Genomic DNA, 14243 nt, shown 5'->3' on the forward strand with positions numbered 1-14243 from the left:
GCGGATTGACGTCTCCCAGGCCATGATCCTCGTCGCCATGGGCGGCAACCTCCTACGCCGGAATGCCCATCCCTGACTTTCCAAACGGACTCTAAGAAGGTGCTATGCAATCTAAAGTTGACCAGAGGCAAACGTGAACGACATCGATTCCAAATTGATTGTCAATATATCAATACTAATTTTTGGAATTATTTTGGCTACATTCCATATCTCAAGAGAGATATACTATGAAATAAATAAAATTCCACTTATCAGAAGAAAGCCTATTATGTTTTCAGATCTACTCTCGTCAACATACAAATCAATTTCTCCGCTTCAGGCCAGATATATACAACTTTCCTCTTTATTGTTCGGGATAATAGTTGTTATTATTTCGATGTTTTAGATAATAATATTTACTAAAATTTTTTAATATAGGCCGCGGCCTTTCCTTGCGGAACATCTCTCGACCTTTGATCCAGTAATACACGCGCTGCTGCTCGCCCTACATTCGACTCATCTGGGCAGTGCGCGTGCTCGGCCCATCATGTTCCCAGCAGCACCACCATTCTGCTAGACTTGGCAGCCATGGGAACGATATGGCGCGGGGCGTATTACAGCGGCGTGGTGCAATCAATATCGCGAGGCCAAAATGACTGAGATTGCCGTCAATGTCCGCTACATGGTCGACGACGTCCAGGCTGCCGTGGAGTGGTACACCAGGCATCTGGGCTTCTCGCCCCTCACCAACTTTGCCCCGGCTTTCGCGGACGTGACGCGGGGCGCGCTGCGATTGCTGCTCAGCGGTCCGACCAGTTCGGCGGGCCGCCCGATGCCCGACGGCGACCGGCCGGGTCCGGGCGGCTGGAACCGCATCCATCTCATCGTCGATGACCTGAACGCCGAAGTCGCGCGGCTGCGGGCCGCCGGCGTCATCTTCCGCAACGACGTCGTCAGCGGCCCCGGCGGGCAGCAGATCCTGCTCGTGGACCCGTCGGGCAACCTGGTCGAATTGTTCCAGCCGGCTGAACGCGGGCCGGCAGCGAAGTAGCCTGACCGCGACCGATCACCGCCAGCGTCGTGGTGGCAGGGCGCAAGCCTTCCAATGCAAAAGGCCCCGGATCGCTCCGGGGCCTTTTTTCGTTTCGGACCGTTCCCCCGCCTCAGTGATGCGCGGGTTCCGCCATCTGCCTGGCGTCCGGCACCTCGGCGTGGGGCGCGACGTCCTTGCGGGCGATGAAGGTGTAGAACATCGGCACCACGAACAGCGTGAACACCGTTCCCACCAGCACGCCGGCGAAGATCACCAGGCCCATCGAATAGCGCGCCGCGGCTCCCGCGCCCGAGGCGATGATCAGCGGCACGACGCCGAGCGCCATCGCCGCCGTGGTCATCAGGATCGGCCGCAGGCGGACCTTGGCCGAGGCGATGATCGCATCCTTGCGCGACATCCCGTGCTCCTCGCGCTGCTGGTTCGCGAATTCGACCAGAAGGATGCCGTGCTTGGTGATCAGGCCTATCAGCGTGATCAGCCCCACCTGGGTGTAGATGTTCAGCGTACCCAGCCCGAGATTGAGCGGAACGATGGCGCCGAAGATCGACAGCGGCACCGACATCATGATGATGAACGGGTCGCGGAAGCTCTCGAACTGCGCGGCCAGCACCAGGTAGATCACGACGACCGCGAGCGCGAAGGCGATCAGGATGGTGTTGCCCTGCTCGCTCTCGAGGCGCGACTGGCCGGCATAGTCGATGAAGAAGCCGGCCGGCAGCAGCGGCCGGGCAATCTCCTCGATCGTCTTCAGGCCGTCGCCCGTGGTCACGCTCGGAACCGGCAGCGCCGAGATCGTCGCCGAATTGAGCTGGTTGAACTGCTCGATCGACGCCGGCGAGGCGTTGGTCCGGATCGTCACCACCGCCGACAGCGGCACCATCTGGCCGTTGACGCTGCGGACGAAGAACTCGCCGAGCTTCTCCGGATTCTCGCGGTACTGCTGCGGCACCTGCATGATGATGTCGTAGCTGTTGGAATCGCGGTCGAACTGGGCGATCGATCCGCCGCCGACGAGCAGGCTCAGGGTCTGGCCGATCTCGCGCACCGACAGGTTGAGCGCGGCCGCCCGGTCGCGGTCGATGGTCACGGTGACCTGCGGCGCATCGAAGGACAGCGAGTTCTGCACGACGATGAAGCGCCCCGAGGCCTGCGCCTTCTCGCGGATCTGCTCGGCCACCTCGTAGACCTGGCTCGGGTCGCCGGTCGACTGGATGACGACCGAGATCGGCAGGCCGCCGCCGGCACCCGGCAGCGATGGCGGCGCGAACACCAGCGCCTCGACGCCGTTGACCTTCGACAACCGGCCCTGGATGTCGGCCTGGATCTCCTTCTGCGAGCGCGTGCGGTCCGCCCAGTCCTTGAGCGCCCAGACGGAGAAGCCCGAATTCGTGCCGCCGTCCATGCCGACGATCGAGAAGGTGGTCTTGAGTTCCGGCAGGTCCTTGGTGAGGTCGCGGATCTGGTCGGTGTAGAGGCTGGTGTATTCGGTCGTCGCGTAGCGCGGCGCCTTCACCAGCGCGAACAGGGCGCCCGAATCCTCCTCGGGCGCCAGTTCGCTCGACGTCTTGAAGAACATGAACGCCGTCACCGAGACCAGTGCCGCGACGACCAGAAGCGTCACCGGCCGGTAATTGAGCGAACCCGCGACCAGCCGCTCGTAGCGGTTGGTGACACGCTCGAAGGTGCGGTCGACGAAGGCGGAGAAGCGGCTGTGGCTGCCCGACTTCAGGATGCGCGCCGACATCATCGGGGTGATCGTCACGGCGATGAAGCCGGAGAGGATCACCGCGCCGGCGAGCGTGATGGCGAACTCGCGGAACAGCGAACCGGTCAGGCCGCCGGTGAAGACGAGCGGGGCGAACACGGCGGCGAGCGTGATGGTCATCGCCACCACCGGCGCGAAGATCTCGCGCATGCCCTTGAATGCCGCCTGCATCGGCGTCATGCCGTCCTCGATGTGCCGGTGGATGTTCTCCACCACCACGATCGCGTCGTCGACCACCAGGCCGATCGCCAGCACCATGGCCAGGAGCGACAAGAGGTTGATCGAATAGCCCATCATCAGCAGCACGAAACAGACGCCGATGAGCGACAGCGGGATGGTCACCACCGGCATCAGCACCGACCGGAACGAGCCCAGGAACAGCAGGATGACCACGATGACGATGGCGACCGCCTCGGCGATCGTCTTGAACACTTCGTCGATCGAGGCGGCGATGGTTTCCGTCGAATCGTAGACCATGGTGATGGTCATGCCGTCGGGCAGGCTGGCCCGGATCGCCGGCAGCTCGTCGATGACGGCGGCCGCCGTGTCGAGCGGGTTTGCCGAAGGCGTCGGGAAGATGCCGATGAAGGTGCCCGGCTCGCCGTTGAAGTTGACGACCGTGTCCGTGCTCTCGGCCGCCAGCTCGACGCGCGCCACGTCGCGCAGCCTGACGACGTTGCCGTCCTTGGACGTCAGCGGCAGCTCGGCGAAGGCTTCCGGCGTCTGCAGCGTCGACTTCATCGTGATCGAATAGGCCACGTATTCGTTCTTCGTCTTGCCGGGCGCCGACAGGAAGTTGGAGGCGTTGATGGCCTGCAGCACTTCGGCGGCCGTCAGGCCGCGCGCGGCGAGCCTGACCGGATCGATCCAGACGCGCATCGAATACTTCGCCGCGCCCAGCACCTGCACCTCGGCAACGCCCTTGATGGTCGACATGCGCGGGCGGATGACCCGCTCGATGTATTCGGTCAGCTCCTCCGACGTCATGTTGGGGTTCTGCATCGCCAGGTACATGATGGCGAACTGCATGCCCGTGCCCTTGACGATGGTCGGGTCCTCGGCGTCCGACGGCAACTGGCCGCGCACCTGCTGAACCTTCGACATGACCTCGGTGAGCGCCGTGTCGGGGTTGGAGCCGAGTTCCATCTGGACCGTCACCGTGCTCGACGACGGACGGCTCTGCGAGGTCACGTAGTCGATGTTCTCGGTGGTCGAGACGGCCGAGGCGATCGGGGCGGTGATGAAGCCCTGGATCAGGTCGGCGCTGGCGCCGGGATAGACGGTGGTGATGGTGATCACCGTCTCCTCGACCTCGGGATACTGCCTCACCGCCAGGTTGAAGATACCCTGGAAGCCGACGAGCAGGATCATGAAGGCCAACACCGTCGCCAGGACGGGGCGGCGGATGAAGATGTCGGAGAAATTCATTTCGATGCCGCCTGCGCATTGGTCGACGCCGCGGGCGACACGGTGTTGTCAACCTTGACCGGAGTTCCGTTGCTCAGCCTGTTCTGGCCGGCGATCACGAGTTCGTCGCCCAGCTTCACGCCCTCGAGAATCTCGACGCGTCCTTCCGAGCGGCGGCCGACCTTGACGAAGACCTGGTGGGCGGAAAGCGTCGGCACGGCCTGCGCCTGGGCCTGGGCCTGGGCGGCGCCTGCCTCGGCCTTGGCGGCCTCCGGCTGTGCCGCCGGCCGCACGACATAGACGAAATCGCCATAGAGGCTCGAGGTCAGCGCGGTCTGCAGCACGGCGACGACGCCGTCCTCCTCGGGCAGCACGATGCGCACGCGCACGAATTGGCCCGGGCTCAGCTTGCCCTCGGGATTGGCGATCTCGGCGCGCACGGACACCAGGCGGCTCTGGGGATCGACCTTCGGATCGATGCCGACGATCGCACCCTTGAACGGCATGTCGCCCTCGGCGAGGCCGAACTGCACGGGCTGGCCGATCTTGAGCAGGCCGAGCTGCTGCTCGGGAACCGAGAAGTCGGCCCGCATGGTGTCGAGGTCCTGGAGCGTCGCCACGATGTTGCCGGGCGCGACATACTGGCCGTTGTCGACCTTCGGGATGCCGATCATCCCCGAGAACGGAGCGCGCAGCTGCTTCTGGTCCAGCACGGCCTGCAGCTTCTGCACCTGCGAGGCCGAGGTCGACGCGGTCGCGCGCGCCGCGTCCAGCGCGACGTCGGAGCCGACGCCGCGGCGGCGCAGTTCGGTGGCCCGGTCGAGCGCCTGCTGGTCCAGGTCGGCCTGGGTCTTGGCGGCGGCCAGGTCGGCACGCTGCACGGTGTCGTCGAGCTGGATCAGGATGTCACCCGCCTTGACATGCTGGTTGGCCGAGAACCCGATCTCCTTGACGATGCCGTTCACTTCCACGGTCAGGTCGACGCCCTGGGACGCGCCCACCGTGCCGATCGTTTCGATGCCAGGCTTCCACGGCGCCGCTTCCACCTTGTCCGTCGCCACGGTCACGGCAGAGACCGGCATGTTGGCGAAGAATTGCTCGATGGCCTTGTCGCGGAACATGTTGAACCCGACGATACCGCCCACGACCAGGACGAGCAGCACGAGGGCGATGATGAGACGCTTGATCAAAGGAGATCCCCATTCTCTGTCAGGAATCTGCATCCGGCTGCGGCCCGATGCACATTGGCTCGACATATCATGAAATCAGAGGCGCGCTTACTGTACCGTCTGGACGGTAATGTCAATCGGGGTTAAAGATGCTGCTGACAAATGAGGTGCCGCTAATGTCTGGAAACAGAGCCAGTTCCCGCGAGAAGATCCTCGCGGCAGCAGCCGAACTCGCCGATTGCGTCGGCCCGGGCAACCTTTCGCTCGACGCCGTCGCGCAGCGCGCCGGCGTTTCCAAGGGCGGCCTCATCTACAACTTCCCCAGCAAGGCCAAGCTCATGCAGGCGCTGGTGGAAGACTACATCTCGAAGTTCGATACCGACCTTGCCGCCAAGTCCGCGAACCAGCATGGCGGTCCTGTCAGCCGCCTTGCCGCCTACATCGAGTTGTCCGCCGAAGAGTGCGCGCAGGTACACCCCTCCGCGGCCGGAGTCGTCGCGGCCCTCGCCGAGGACCCGGATTTCCTCAAACCCATCCGCAACTACAAGCGCCGCCTGCTCGACAGCCTGAAGGCCGAAAGCAAGGATCCCGCCAAGCTCATCGTCGCATTCCTGATGATCGAAGGCCTGCGCAGCATGAAGCTGTTCGACATGGACATACTGCACGAAGATGAACGCAGCATGACGCTCTCCTACCTGCTGGCGGAGGCCGCGGCGTCGCAGGACCCTGAGGCAAACTGAGCGGGGCGGCCGGCTTCGAGACCGCCGGCAACGTTGGACAGCGCCAAGCTGGCGGCTGCCGCCCGGTATCAGCTCGCCTCGCGCATCGCTTCGGCCGCCTGGAGATCGACCGACACCAGCTGGCTCACGCCCTGCTCGGCCATGGTCACGCCGAACAGCCGGTCCATGCGCGCCATGGTGATGGGGTTGTGGGTGATCACGACGAAGCGCGTCTCGGTCGAGGCGGACATCTCGTCCATCAGGTTGCAGAAGCGCTCGACATTGTGATCGTCGAGCGGAGCGTCGACCTCGTCGAGAACGCAGATCGGCGCCGGATTGGTCAGGAACACCGCAAAGATCAGCGCCATCGCCGTCAGCGCCTGTTCGCCGCCCGAAAGCAGCGTCATGGTCTGCGGCTTCTTGCCCGGCGGACGGGCCAGGATCTCCAGCCCGGCTTCCAGCGGATCCTCGGACTCGATCAGCTGCAGTTCGGCCGTTCCGCCGCCGAACAGATGCGTGAACAGCCGCTGGAAATGGCCGTTGACCAGGTCGAAGGCTGCGAGCAGCCGTTCGCGGCCCTCGCGGTTCAGACCCTGGATGCCCTGGCGCAGCTTGCGAATGGCCTCGATGATGTCCTCGCGCTCGGAAACGATCGCTTCGAGGCGCTCGGACAGCTCCTTCTGCTCTTCCTCGGCGCGCAGGTTGACCGCGCCCAGGCGTTCGCGCTCGAGCTTCAGCCGCTCCAGCGTCCGCTCGATGTCCACCGGATCCGGCATCGGGCTGTCGGCATCGAGGCCGGTGTGGCGGAAGACGAGATGCGGCGGCGTGTTGAGCGCCTCCTGGATGCGCGCCTCGATCTCGCGGCGGCGCTCGTCGGCGGCGGTCAGGCGTTCTTCGGCCCGCGCCCTCGCCTCGCGCGCCTCGGCGAGCCCCTGGATGGCGGCCGTCGCCGACTTGTCGAGCGCCGCCTGCCTGGCCTCGGCTTCCTGCAATCTGTCCGTCGCGTCCTTGCGCAGCGCCTCAGCCTGGGTCAGCTGCGACATCAGCATGCGGCGGCGGGCGTCGAGTTCGTCGGGCGCCTCGGCCAGCGCCTCGCGCTCGGCGGCGGCTTCCTCGCGCCGTTCGGTCAGCGCCTCGATCTGCTCGGCAGCGCTTTCGGCGCGCTGCACCCAGCTCTGCCGCTCGGCGGCTATCGAACCCAGCCTGCGCGACCGCGCCTCGGCCTCGCGGTTGAGGCCATCGTGCACGGCGCGGGCGTCGGCGAGCGCGGAGCGATCGCGCGCCACGGCAGCCGAAAGCTGGTCCAGCAGCGCTTGCAGTTCGCCGAGATCGGGGGCGGAACCCAAGAGGTCCTCGGCCTCTACATAGGCGGCCTGCGCTTCCTCGTGCGCGTCGGCAACACGGGCCCGGGCCTCGTCAAGGGCCGCGCGCCGGCTGACCAGTTCGCCGGCCGCCTTCTCGGCCTGCGCCAGCGCGTCACGGGCCGCACCGACCTGATGCTGGGCGTCGCGCCATGCCTGGCGGGCCAGCCGCTCGGCTTCGGTGCCCGCGCGCACGGCGGCTTCGGCACGCGCCAAGGCCTCTTCGGCCGCGCGCACGAGCTGCGTCGCCTCGACCGCCTCGGCATCGAGTTCGGCGAGCCGGTTCTTCTGGGCCAGCCTCTGGGCTGCGGCAGTCGGGGCATCGGCGCTCGCCGTGAAGCCGTCCCAGCGCCACAGCGCGCCCTCGCGGCTGACCAGCTTCTGGCCGGGCGCCAGCAGCAGCTGGAGCCTCGACCCGTCGGCGGCATCCACCACGCCGATCTGGGCGAGACGCCGCGCCAGCTGGCGCGGTGCGCGCACGACTTCGGCAAGGCTGCGCACGCCAACCGGCAATTTCAGCGCGGCGTCCGCCGGCCCCATGTCGCCCCAATGGACGGGTGCTGCGGGGTCGAGCGCCGCGTCCAGGTCCTCGCCCAGCGCCGCACCGAGCGCGGTCTCGAAGCCGCGCTCGACACCGATCTGCTCCAGAACCGCCGGATAGGTATCGCCCGCGGCCGCGTTGATGATCTTGGCCAGCGTCCGCGCCTCGGTCTCGATGCGCGCGAGTTCCGCCCTGGCCTCCTGCAGGGGCTGGCGCGAGGCAGCTTCAATCTGCCTGGCCTCGGCAACGGCGCGCTCGGCCTCGGTCGCCGCATATTCGGCCTCTTCGAGCCCTTCCTGCGCCGCTTCGGCGAGCATGCGCTTTTCCGCCGGGTCGGCGAGCGTCGCGATGCGTGCGGCGATCTCGCCGGCCTCGCGGTCGAGTTCGGCCAGTTGCCGGGCAAAGCGGTCGCGCCGCTCGGCGGCTTCGCGCATCGCGCGCTCGGCCTGGGTGCGGCCCGCGGCAGCCTCGGCGCGCTCGGCGGTCGCCCGCCCCAGCTCGGCCTCGGTCCCGGACAGCGTCGCCATCGCCTCTTCGAGGGCTTCGCGGGTCGTCGCCTCGCGATCGGCGGCGCCGTCATTCTCTTCCCGCAGCGCGTGTTCCTCGGCGTCGAGGCGCGCAAGGATAGCGGCATTGTCGCCGATCATGCGCTGCTCGCGGGCGATATCGGCGTCGAGCTGCTGCAGCCGGCGGTCGAGTTCGCTCTGGCGCTGGCCGATACGGCCGGCCTCCTCCTCGAGCTGCGAACGGGCGATCGACAGGCGCTGGAAGGTCGCCGCGGCGGTCGCCTCGGCCTCGCGCAGCGCCGGCAGCTTGTGCGCGCCCACCCCCTGATCCTTGGCGGCCGTCATCTGGGCTGTAGCCCTTTCGCCGACCAGCGCGGTCGCCGAGGCGAGAGCCGACTGCGCCTCGCCCTCCTGGGTCTTGGCGAGCGTCCAACGCAGGTGAAGCAGGATCGCCTCGGCCTTGCGGATGTCGGCCGACAGGTTCTTGAAGCGGGATGCCTGGCGGGCCTGGCGCTTCAGGCTTTCGATCTGGCTTTCGAGTTCGCCGACCACGTCGTCGAGCCGCTCGAGATTCTGCTCGGCGGCGCGCAGTCGCAGTTCCGCCTCGTGCCGGCGCGAATGCAGGCCGGAGATGCCGGCCGCCTCTTCGAGCAGGGCGCGGCGCGCCTGGGGCTTGGCCTGGATCAGCTCGCCGATGCGCCCCTGCCCCACCATCGACGGCGAACGGGCGCCGGTCGACTGGTCGGCGAAAAGCAGCTGCACGTCCTTGGCGCGGGCTTCCTTGCCATTGATGCGATAGACGGAGCCGGCCTCGCGCTCGATGCGGCGCGACACCTGCAGCTCGTCGGCATCGTTGAAGGAGGGAGGTGCCGTGCGGTCGCTGTTGTCGAGGAACAGCGTCACCTCGGCCGTGTTGCGCGCCGGGCGCGTGCCGGAGCCGGAAAAGATGACGTCGTCCATGCCGGAAGCGCGCATGTTCTTGTACGAGCTTTCGCCCATGACCCAGCGCAACGCTTCGACCAGATTGGACTTGCCGCAGCCGTTCGGCCCGACGATGCCGGTGAGGCCACGTTCGATGACGAACTCACCGGGCTCGACGAAGGACTTGAATCCGAGGAGGCGGAGGCGCGAAAACTTCATTCGCGCCAACCCGCGCAGAAGGGCGCACCGAAGCTGGACCGCTTCGGTGCCGCGAGAATGTCAGAGCATGCCGTCGATGATCGCCGACATTTCCTCAATCGACATTGCCCCCTTGTACAGCTTTCCGTTGATGAAGAACGTCGGCGTCGAGTCCACCGCGAAATCCTTTTCGCCGCGGGCGCGCACGGCCCTGATATCGTCCAGAAGCTTCTGATCCGTCAAGCAGGCCTCGAACGACTCCTGTGTAAAGCCGGCGAGCCGCGCGATCTGCAGCAGCGCATCCTTGGGGTTCTGCGAGGCTGCCCAGGTCTGCTGCTGCTTGAACAGCACGTCGACCATCGGGAAGTAGTTGTCCTTGGAGCAGCGCGCCAGCATGAAGCCGGCCTCGGCCAGCGGATCGAAGGCGAACTCGCGATAGAGCAGGCGCACCTTGCCGGTGTCGATGTACTTCTTGGTCAGCTCCGGCAGGGTCGTTTCATGGAAGCGAGCGCAGTGCGGGCAGGTCATCGACGCGTATTCGACGATGGTCACCGGCGCGTCCGCCTTGCCGAGCACCATCTCCGGCAGCGGACCTGCCTCGAGCAGCTTGGCCATGTCGGCGGTGCCCTGCGAGGGCGGCGCCTGGACCGTTGCGGCCGGCGCGGCCGACTGGCCCGAGGCGGCGGCAGGTTCGGCAGGCTTCGCGGTCGCCTTGGCCTCCTCGCTGGAGTCGCTGCATGCGGACAGGAGCGTGGCCGCCGAAACGGCTGCCAGCCCGGTAAGTGCGGTCCTGCGGGAAATGGGTCGGATCATGCGAATCACCTGACGATGGTTGAATTTTGCAGTACGCGAATACGTGAAAGCGAGAGTTGGCGCGAATTAAGGCATCGATTTCCCCAAGCCAATCGCCAGCCGCCCTGCTTCCGATCACAATGTTGCGAGTGGCTGGAAGGTTACTTGCGGGAAGCGACGATGGCGGCCCCGAGTTTTTCGAGCGAGGCCCTCAGGCCTTCGTCCTCGATCTTGCCGACGGTGCCTGACAGTTTCGACCGCTCGGCATCGCTGAGCTTGCGCAGCCGAGGGCGGGCCGGCGCCATCGATGCGACGGGTTTCTGGACGATGCGCACGCGGCCCACCGCATTGAAGCCGAGGAAGGCGTTCACCCGGCCGATGATCTCGCCGGTCTCGTGCTGCAGGTGAAGGGCCGCGGGTCCCGAGCAGGCGACAACCAGGACCGCCGGCTCGAAGGGATCGTCTTCATGCAGGCGCCTCGGCCACTGGATCTTCTCGGGCCGCGAGTTCAGCGCCAGCCTCGGCCCGACGATCTCTTCCCAGGACTGGATGAGGCCGACCGAGATGCCGGTGCGCTTGCGCAGCACCGGATCGAGGATCGCGCTCGCGAGGTCGCTGACAGGCACGGGATTGCCGCGCCACTTGTTCCCTGCCATGTCGTACTCCAGAAATGACATGTCGCCAGATATGAGCCTGGCGACACGCAACGCCGAAGGCAGTCCGGTCCATCAATGGCATTCCGAAACGATACCCGCAAGCTTGCGACTAACGCGGACGGCCTGATCGCAACCCTGCTGCTCGACTGGTACGACACCCACCACCGCGACCTGCCGTGGCGCATGCCGCCGCGCCAGCTGGCGAAGGGCGAACGGCCCGATCCCTACCGCGTGTGGCTGTCGGAAATCATGCTGCAGCAGACGACGGTCGAGGCGGTAAAACCCTATTTCCGTGCCTTCCTGGAGAAGTGGCCGGATGTCAGGTCGCTCGCCTCGGCCGACACGGAGGACGTCATGAAAGCCTGGGCCGGGCTCGGCTACTATTCGCGCGCCCGCAACCTCAAGGCCTGCGCGGAGGCCGTCGCCGCCCTCCCCGGCAGCCGCTTTCCCGACACCGAGGCCGGCCTGCGCGAACTGCCCGGCATCGGCCCCTACACGGCTGCGGCCATCGCCTCCATAGCCTTCAACCGGCCGGCGGCGGTGGTGGACGGCAATGTCGAGCGCGTCGTCACCCGGCTGTTCTCGATCGCCACGCCCCTGCCCGAGGCCAAGCCCGGGATCCGCGCCCATGTCGAGCGCATGCTGGCGGCCGCGCGGCCGGGCGACTTCGCCCAGGCGATGATGGACCTGGGCGCCACGATCTGCACGCCGCGCCGGCCGCGCTGCATGCTGTGCCCACTGCGGGAGGACTGCAGTGCGATCGTCAATGGCGACCCCGAACTCTACCCGGTCAAGCCGCCCAAGGCCGAGCGGCCGACGCGTCGGGGTGCAGCCTTCGTCGCGGTCGCACCGGATGGCGCGGTGTTGTTGCGCAAGCGGCCCGGCAAGGGCCTTCTCGGCGGCATGACCGAGGTTCCGACAACAGGCTGGACCGCGCGGGTCGACGGCGCCACCGGTGCGGACAGCGCCCCCTTCCCCGCCAAGTGGCAACGCGCCGGCAGCATCAGCCACGTCTTCACCCATTTCGCGCTCGACCTCGAAGTCTTCCGCGCCGACGTGTCGTCGGGCACGCCGGTCGACGGTCACTTCTGGTCGGCTTCAGCCGCGCTAAATGGCGAAGCCTTGCCAACCGTCATGAAAAAGGTCATCGAAGCTGCCATACCGGGCGCAACGCAACGAGGACGCTAGGGAAATGAGCGAGATCCGCCACATCGTCTACGACATCGGCAAGGTCCTGATCCACTACGACCCGGACCTCCCCTTCAGCCGCATCATCCCGGATCCCGCCGAACGCCGCTGGTTCTTCGACAACGTCTGCACCAGCGAATGGAACATCGAGCAGGACCGCGGCCGCAGCTGGGAAGAGGCCGAGGCGCTGCTGATCGCCGACTTCCCCGAGCACGAGAAGAGCATCCGTGCCTTCCGCGAGCACTGGCACGAAATGGTGCCGCACCACTACGAGGACAGCGTCGCCCTGATGGAAGGCCTGGTCGCCGCCGGCCACGACGTCACCATGCTCACCAACTGGGCCTCGGACACCTTTCGCGAGGCGCGCGGCCGCTTCCCCTTCCTCGAGACGCCGCGCGGCGTGACGGTCTCGGGCGACATCGGCCTGATCAAGCCCGACCGTCGCATCTACGAACACCACGCCGCCGCCTTCGACCTCGACCCCAAGGCGTCGCTGTTCATCGACGACAGCCAGAAGAACGTCGACGGCGCGATTGCTGCGGGCTGGCAGGCGGTGCTGTTCACAAACGCGAAAACGCTCGAGGCGGACCTCGAGCGTCTCGGGATCGGACGGTGACTGGAAACCGGCCGATCGGCGAACCCTAAGACGCCTGGGCGCCCGGAATTCGAACTGTTCTGCCAGGTCTGGCAGGGCTTCTGAAGGTCCAGATGGCACAAGCCATGGAGCCTGATCCGCCGCGTGGGTGAAACGCGACGGAAGCCGATCTTGAAGCGGCCTACGCCCCGGCCTTTTCCATGCCGACGCGGACGATGCGGCGCAGTTCGTCGATCTGGGTCAGGCCGCCGGCCCGCTCATAGTGCCAGAAGGTCCAGCCGTTGCAGGCGTCGAGCCCCTGCACGGCGGCACCGACGCGATGGATCGAGCCGGCGGTTTCGCCGATCGCCAGCGTGCCGTCGGCGCGCACCTTGGCGGCCCAGCGCTTCTTGGCGTCGTAGAGCGTGGCGCCCGGCGCCAGCAGGCCCATGTCGATCAGGCTGACGAAGGCGACGCGCGGCTCGGCGCGTTTTCCCGTCAGCACGGTGAGTTCGGGACCGTCGAGCGTGCGCACCGAGGCGATGCGCTCCTGGGCGGCATCGATGTAGGCCTGCTCGCGCTCGATGCCGACGAAGTGGCGGCCGAGCCGCTTGGCGACCGCGCCCGTCGTGCCCGAGCCGAAGAACGGATCGAGTATGACGTCGCCCGGCTTGGTCGATGCCAGCATGATGCGGGCCAAAAGCGCTTCCGGCTTCTGGGTCGGGTGCAGCTTGTTGCCGTTGTCGTCCTTCAGGCGCTCGCCGCCGGTGCAGATCGGGAACAGCCAGTCCGAGCGCATCTGCACGTCGTCGTTCGACGCCTTCATGGCCTCGTAGTTGAAGGTGTAGTTCTTGCCCTTCTGGTCGCGCGAGGCCCAGATCATGGTCTCGTGCGCGTTCTGGAAGCGGCGGCCGCGGAAGTTCGGCATCGGATTGGTCTTGCGCCAGACCACGTCGTTGAGGATCCAGAAGCCGAGATCCTGCATCTTGGCGCCGACGCGGAAGATGTTGTGGTACGAGCCGATGACCCAGATCGTGCCGTTGGGCTTCAGCACGCGGCGCGCCGCCAGCAGCCAGGCGCGGGTGAAGGCGTCATAGGCCTCGAAGCTCTCGAACTGGTCCCAATGGTCGTCCACGGCATCGACCTTGGACTGGTCGGGCCGGTGCAGGTCGCCGTCGAGCTGCAGGTTGTAGGGGGGGTCGGCGAAGATCACGTCGACCGAGGCCGAAGGCAGTTTGTCCAGCGCTGCGATGCAGTCGCCCTTGATGATGGTGTCGAGCCATTCGGACGGCTGGGGCGTGCGGGAAAGCTGGCTGAGAGGACGCACTGCTGACATGCTGATACCCAAATGACGCGTTACTGTTTACTCGCCGTTATGGTTACCGATCAGCGTAAACAATTGATGAAGCAGGC

Annotated in this window: 10 protein-coding genes; 4 read left to right on the forward strand and 6 right to left on the reverse strand. The window is 66.2% G+C overall.

The window, feature by feature from the left end; translation table 11 throughout:
- The first annotated feature begins 631 nt into the window (after positions 1 to 631).
- Complete coding sequence (locus tag J2X50_RS21415; RefSeq protein WP_429097929.1) at positions 632 to 1030, forward strand: VOC family protein; 399 nt, start codon at positions 632 to 634, stop codon at positions 1028 to 1030.
- Positions 1031 to 1142: 112 nt separating this feature from the next.
- Here J2X50_RS21415 and J2X50_RS21420 read toward each other — a convergent pair whose 3' ends face one another.
- Complete coding sequence (locus J2X50_RS21420; protein ID WP_429097930.1) at positions 1143 to 4226, reverse strand: efflux RND transporter permease subunit; 3084 nt, start codon at positions 4224 to 4226, stop codon at positions 1143 to 1145.
- Complete coding sequence (locus J2X50_RS21425; protein ID WP_429097931.1) at positions 4223 to 5395, reverse strand: efflux RND transporter periplasmic adaptor subunit; 1173 nt, start codon at positions 5393 to 5395, stop codon at positions 4223 to 4225. Before J2X50_RS21425 ends, J2X50_RS21420 begins: the two co-directional genes overlap by 4 nt.
- A 155-nt stretch (positions 5396 to 5550) precedes the next feature.
- Here J2X50_RS21425 and J2X50_RS21430 point away from each other — a divergent pair, with 155 nt between their 5' ends.
- Entirely contained in the window at positions 5551 to 6114 is a 564-nt protein-coding gene (locus J2X50_RS21430; protein WP_429097932.1) for a TetR/AcrR family transcriptional regulator, read from the forward strand.
- A 68-nt stretch (positions 6115 to 6182) separates the two neighbouring features.
- On the opposite strand, the gene J2X50_RS21435 is transcribed toward J2X50_RS21430, so the two are convergent.
- The 3 genes from J2X50_RS21435 to J2X50_RS21445 form a co-directional block, all read right to left on the reverse strand.
- Positions 6183 to 9641 carry an AAA family ATPase gene (locus J2X50_RS21435; protein ID WP_429097933.1) on the reverse strand — a complete coding sequence of 1153 codons (3459 nt, stop codon included), beginning with the start codon at positions 9639 to 9641 and terminating at the stop codon, positions 6183 to 6185.
- Positions 9642 to 9701: 60 nt separating this feature from the next.
- Positions 9702 to 10433 carry a DsbA family protein gene (locus J2X50_RS21440; RefSeq protein WP_429097934.1) on the reverse strand — a complete coding sequence of 244 codons (732 nt, stop codon included), beginning with the start codon at positions 10431 to 10433 and terminating at the stop codon, positions 9702 to 9704.
- A 140-nt stretch (positions 10434 to 10573) separates the two neighbouring features.
- Positions 10574 to 11068, reverse strand: a complete 495-nt coding sequence (locus tag J2X50_RS21445; protein ID WP_429097935.1) for a DUF721 domain-containing protein — start codon at positions 11066 to 11068, stop codon at positions 10574 to 10576.
- Positions 11069 to 11143: 75 nt separating this feature from the next.
- Between J2X50_RS21445 and mutY the strand changes: the two genes are divergently transcribed.
- Positions 11144 to 12256 (forward strand): A/G-specific adenine glycosylase, encoded by a 1113-nt coding sequence (gene mutY / locus J2X50_RS21450; RefSeq protein WP_429097936.1) that lies wholly within the window; start codon positions 11144 to 11146, stop codon positions 12254 to 12256.
- 4 nt (positions 12257 to 12260) lie between these two features.
- Positions 12261 to 12872, forward strand: coding sequence for an HAD family hydrolase (locus tag J2X50_RS21455; protein WP_429097937.1), 612 nt, complete (start codon positions 12261 to 12263; stop codon positions 12870 to 12872).
- Between the two features lie 160 nt (positions 12873 to 13032).
- On the opposite strand, the gene J2X50_RS21460 is transcribed toward J2X50_RS21455, so the two are convergent.
- Entirely contained in the window at positions 13033 to 14166 is a 1134-nt protein-coding gene (locus J2X50_RS21460) for a site-specific DNA-methyltransferase (protein ID WP_429097938.1), read from the reverse strand.
- Positions 14167 to 14243 lie beyond the last annotated feature (77 nt).

The sequence above is a fragment of the Aminobacter sp. BE322 genome (assembly GCF_050433525.1).
Taxonomy (GTDB): domain Bacteria; phylum Pseudomonadota; class Alphaproteobacteria; order Rhizobiales; family Rhizobiaceae; genus Aminobacter.

What these genes read in the sequence shown, in the direction of transcription:
- J2X50_RS21415 (WP_429097929.1), top strand. Translation starts at nt 632, where the DNA reads ATGACTGAGATTGCCGTCAATGTCCGCTACATGGTCGACGACGTCCAG.
- J2X50_RS21420 (WP_429097930.1), bottom strand. Translation starts at nt 4,226, where the DNA reads ATGAATTTCTCCGACATCTTCATCCGCCGCCCCGTCCTGGCGACGGTG.
- J2X50_RS21430 (WP_429097932.1), top strand. Translation starts at nt 5,551, where the DNA reads ATGTCTGGAAACAGAGCCAGTTCCCGCGAGAAGATCCTCGCGGCAGCA.
- J2X50_RS21435 (WP_429097933.1), bottom strand. Translation starts at nt 9,641, where the DNA reads ATGAAGTTTTCGCGCCTCCGCCTCCTCGGATTCAAGTCCTTCGTCGAG.
- J2X50_RS21440 (WP_429097934.1), bottom strand. Translation starts at nt 10,433, where the DNA reads ATGATCCGACCCATTTCCCGCAGGACCGCACTTACCGGGCTGGCAGCC.
- J2X50_RS21445 (WP_429097935.1), bottom strand. Translation starts at nt 11,068, where the DNA reads ATGGCAGGGAACAAGTGGCGCGGCAATCCCGTGCCTGTCAGCGACCTC.
- mutY (WP_429097936.1), top strand. Translation starts at nt 11,144, where the DNA reads ATGGCATTCCGAAACGATACCCGCAAGCTTGCGACTAACGCGGACGGC.
- J2X50_RS21455 (WP_429097937.1), top strand. Translation starts at nt 12,261, where the DNA reads ATGAGCGAGATCCGCCACATCGTCTACGACATCGGCAAGGTCCTGATC.
- J2X50_RS21460 (WP_429097938.1), bottom strand. Translation starts at nt 14,166, where the DNA reads ATGTCAGCAGTGCGTCCTCTCAGCCAGCTTTCCCGCACGCCCCAGCCG.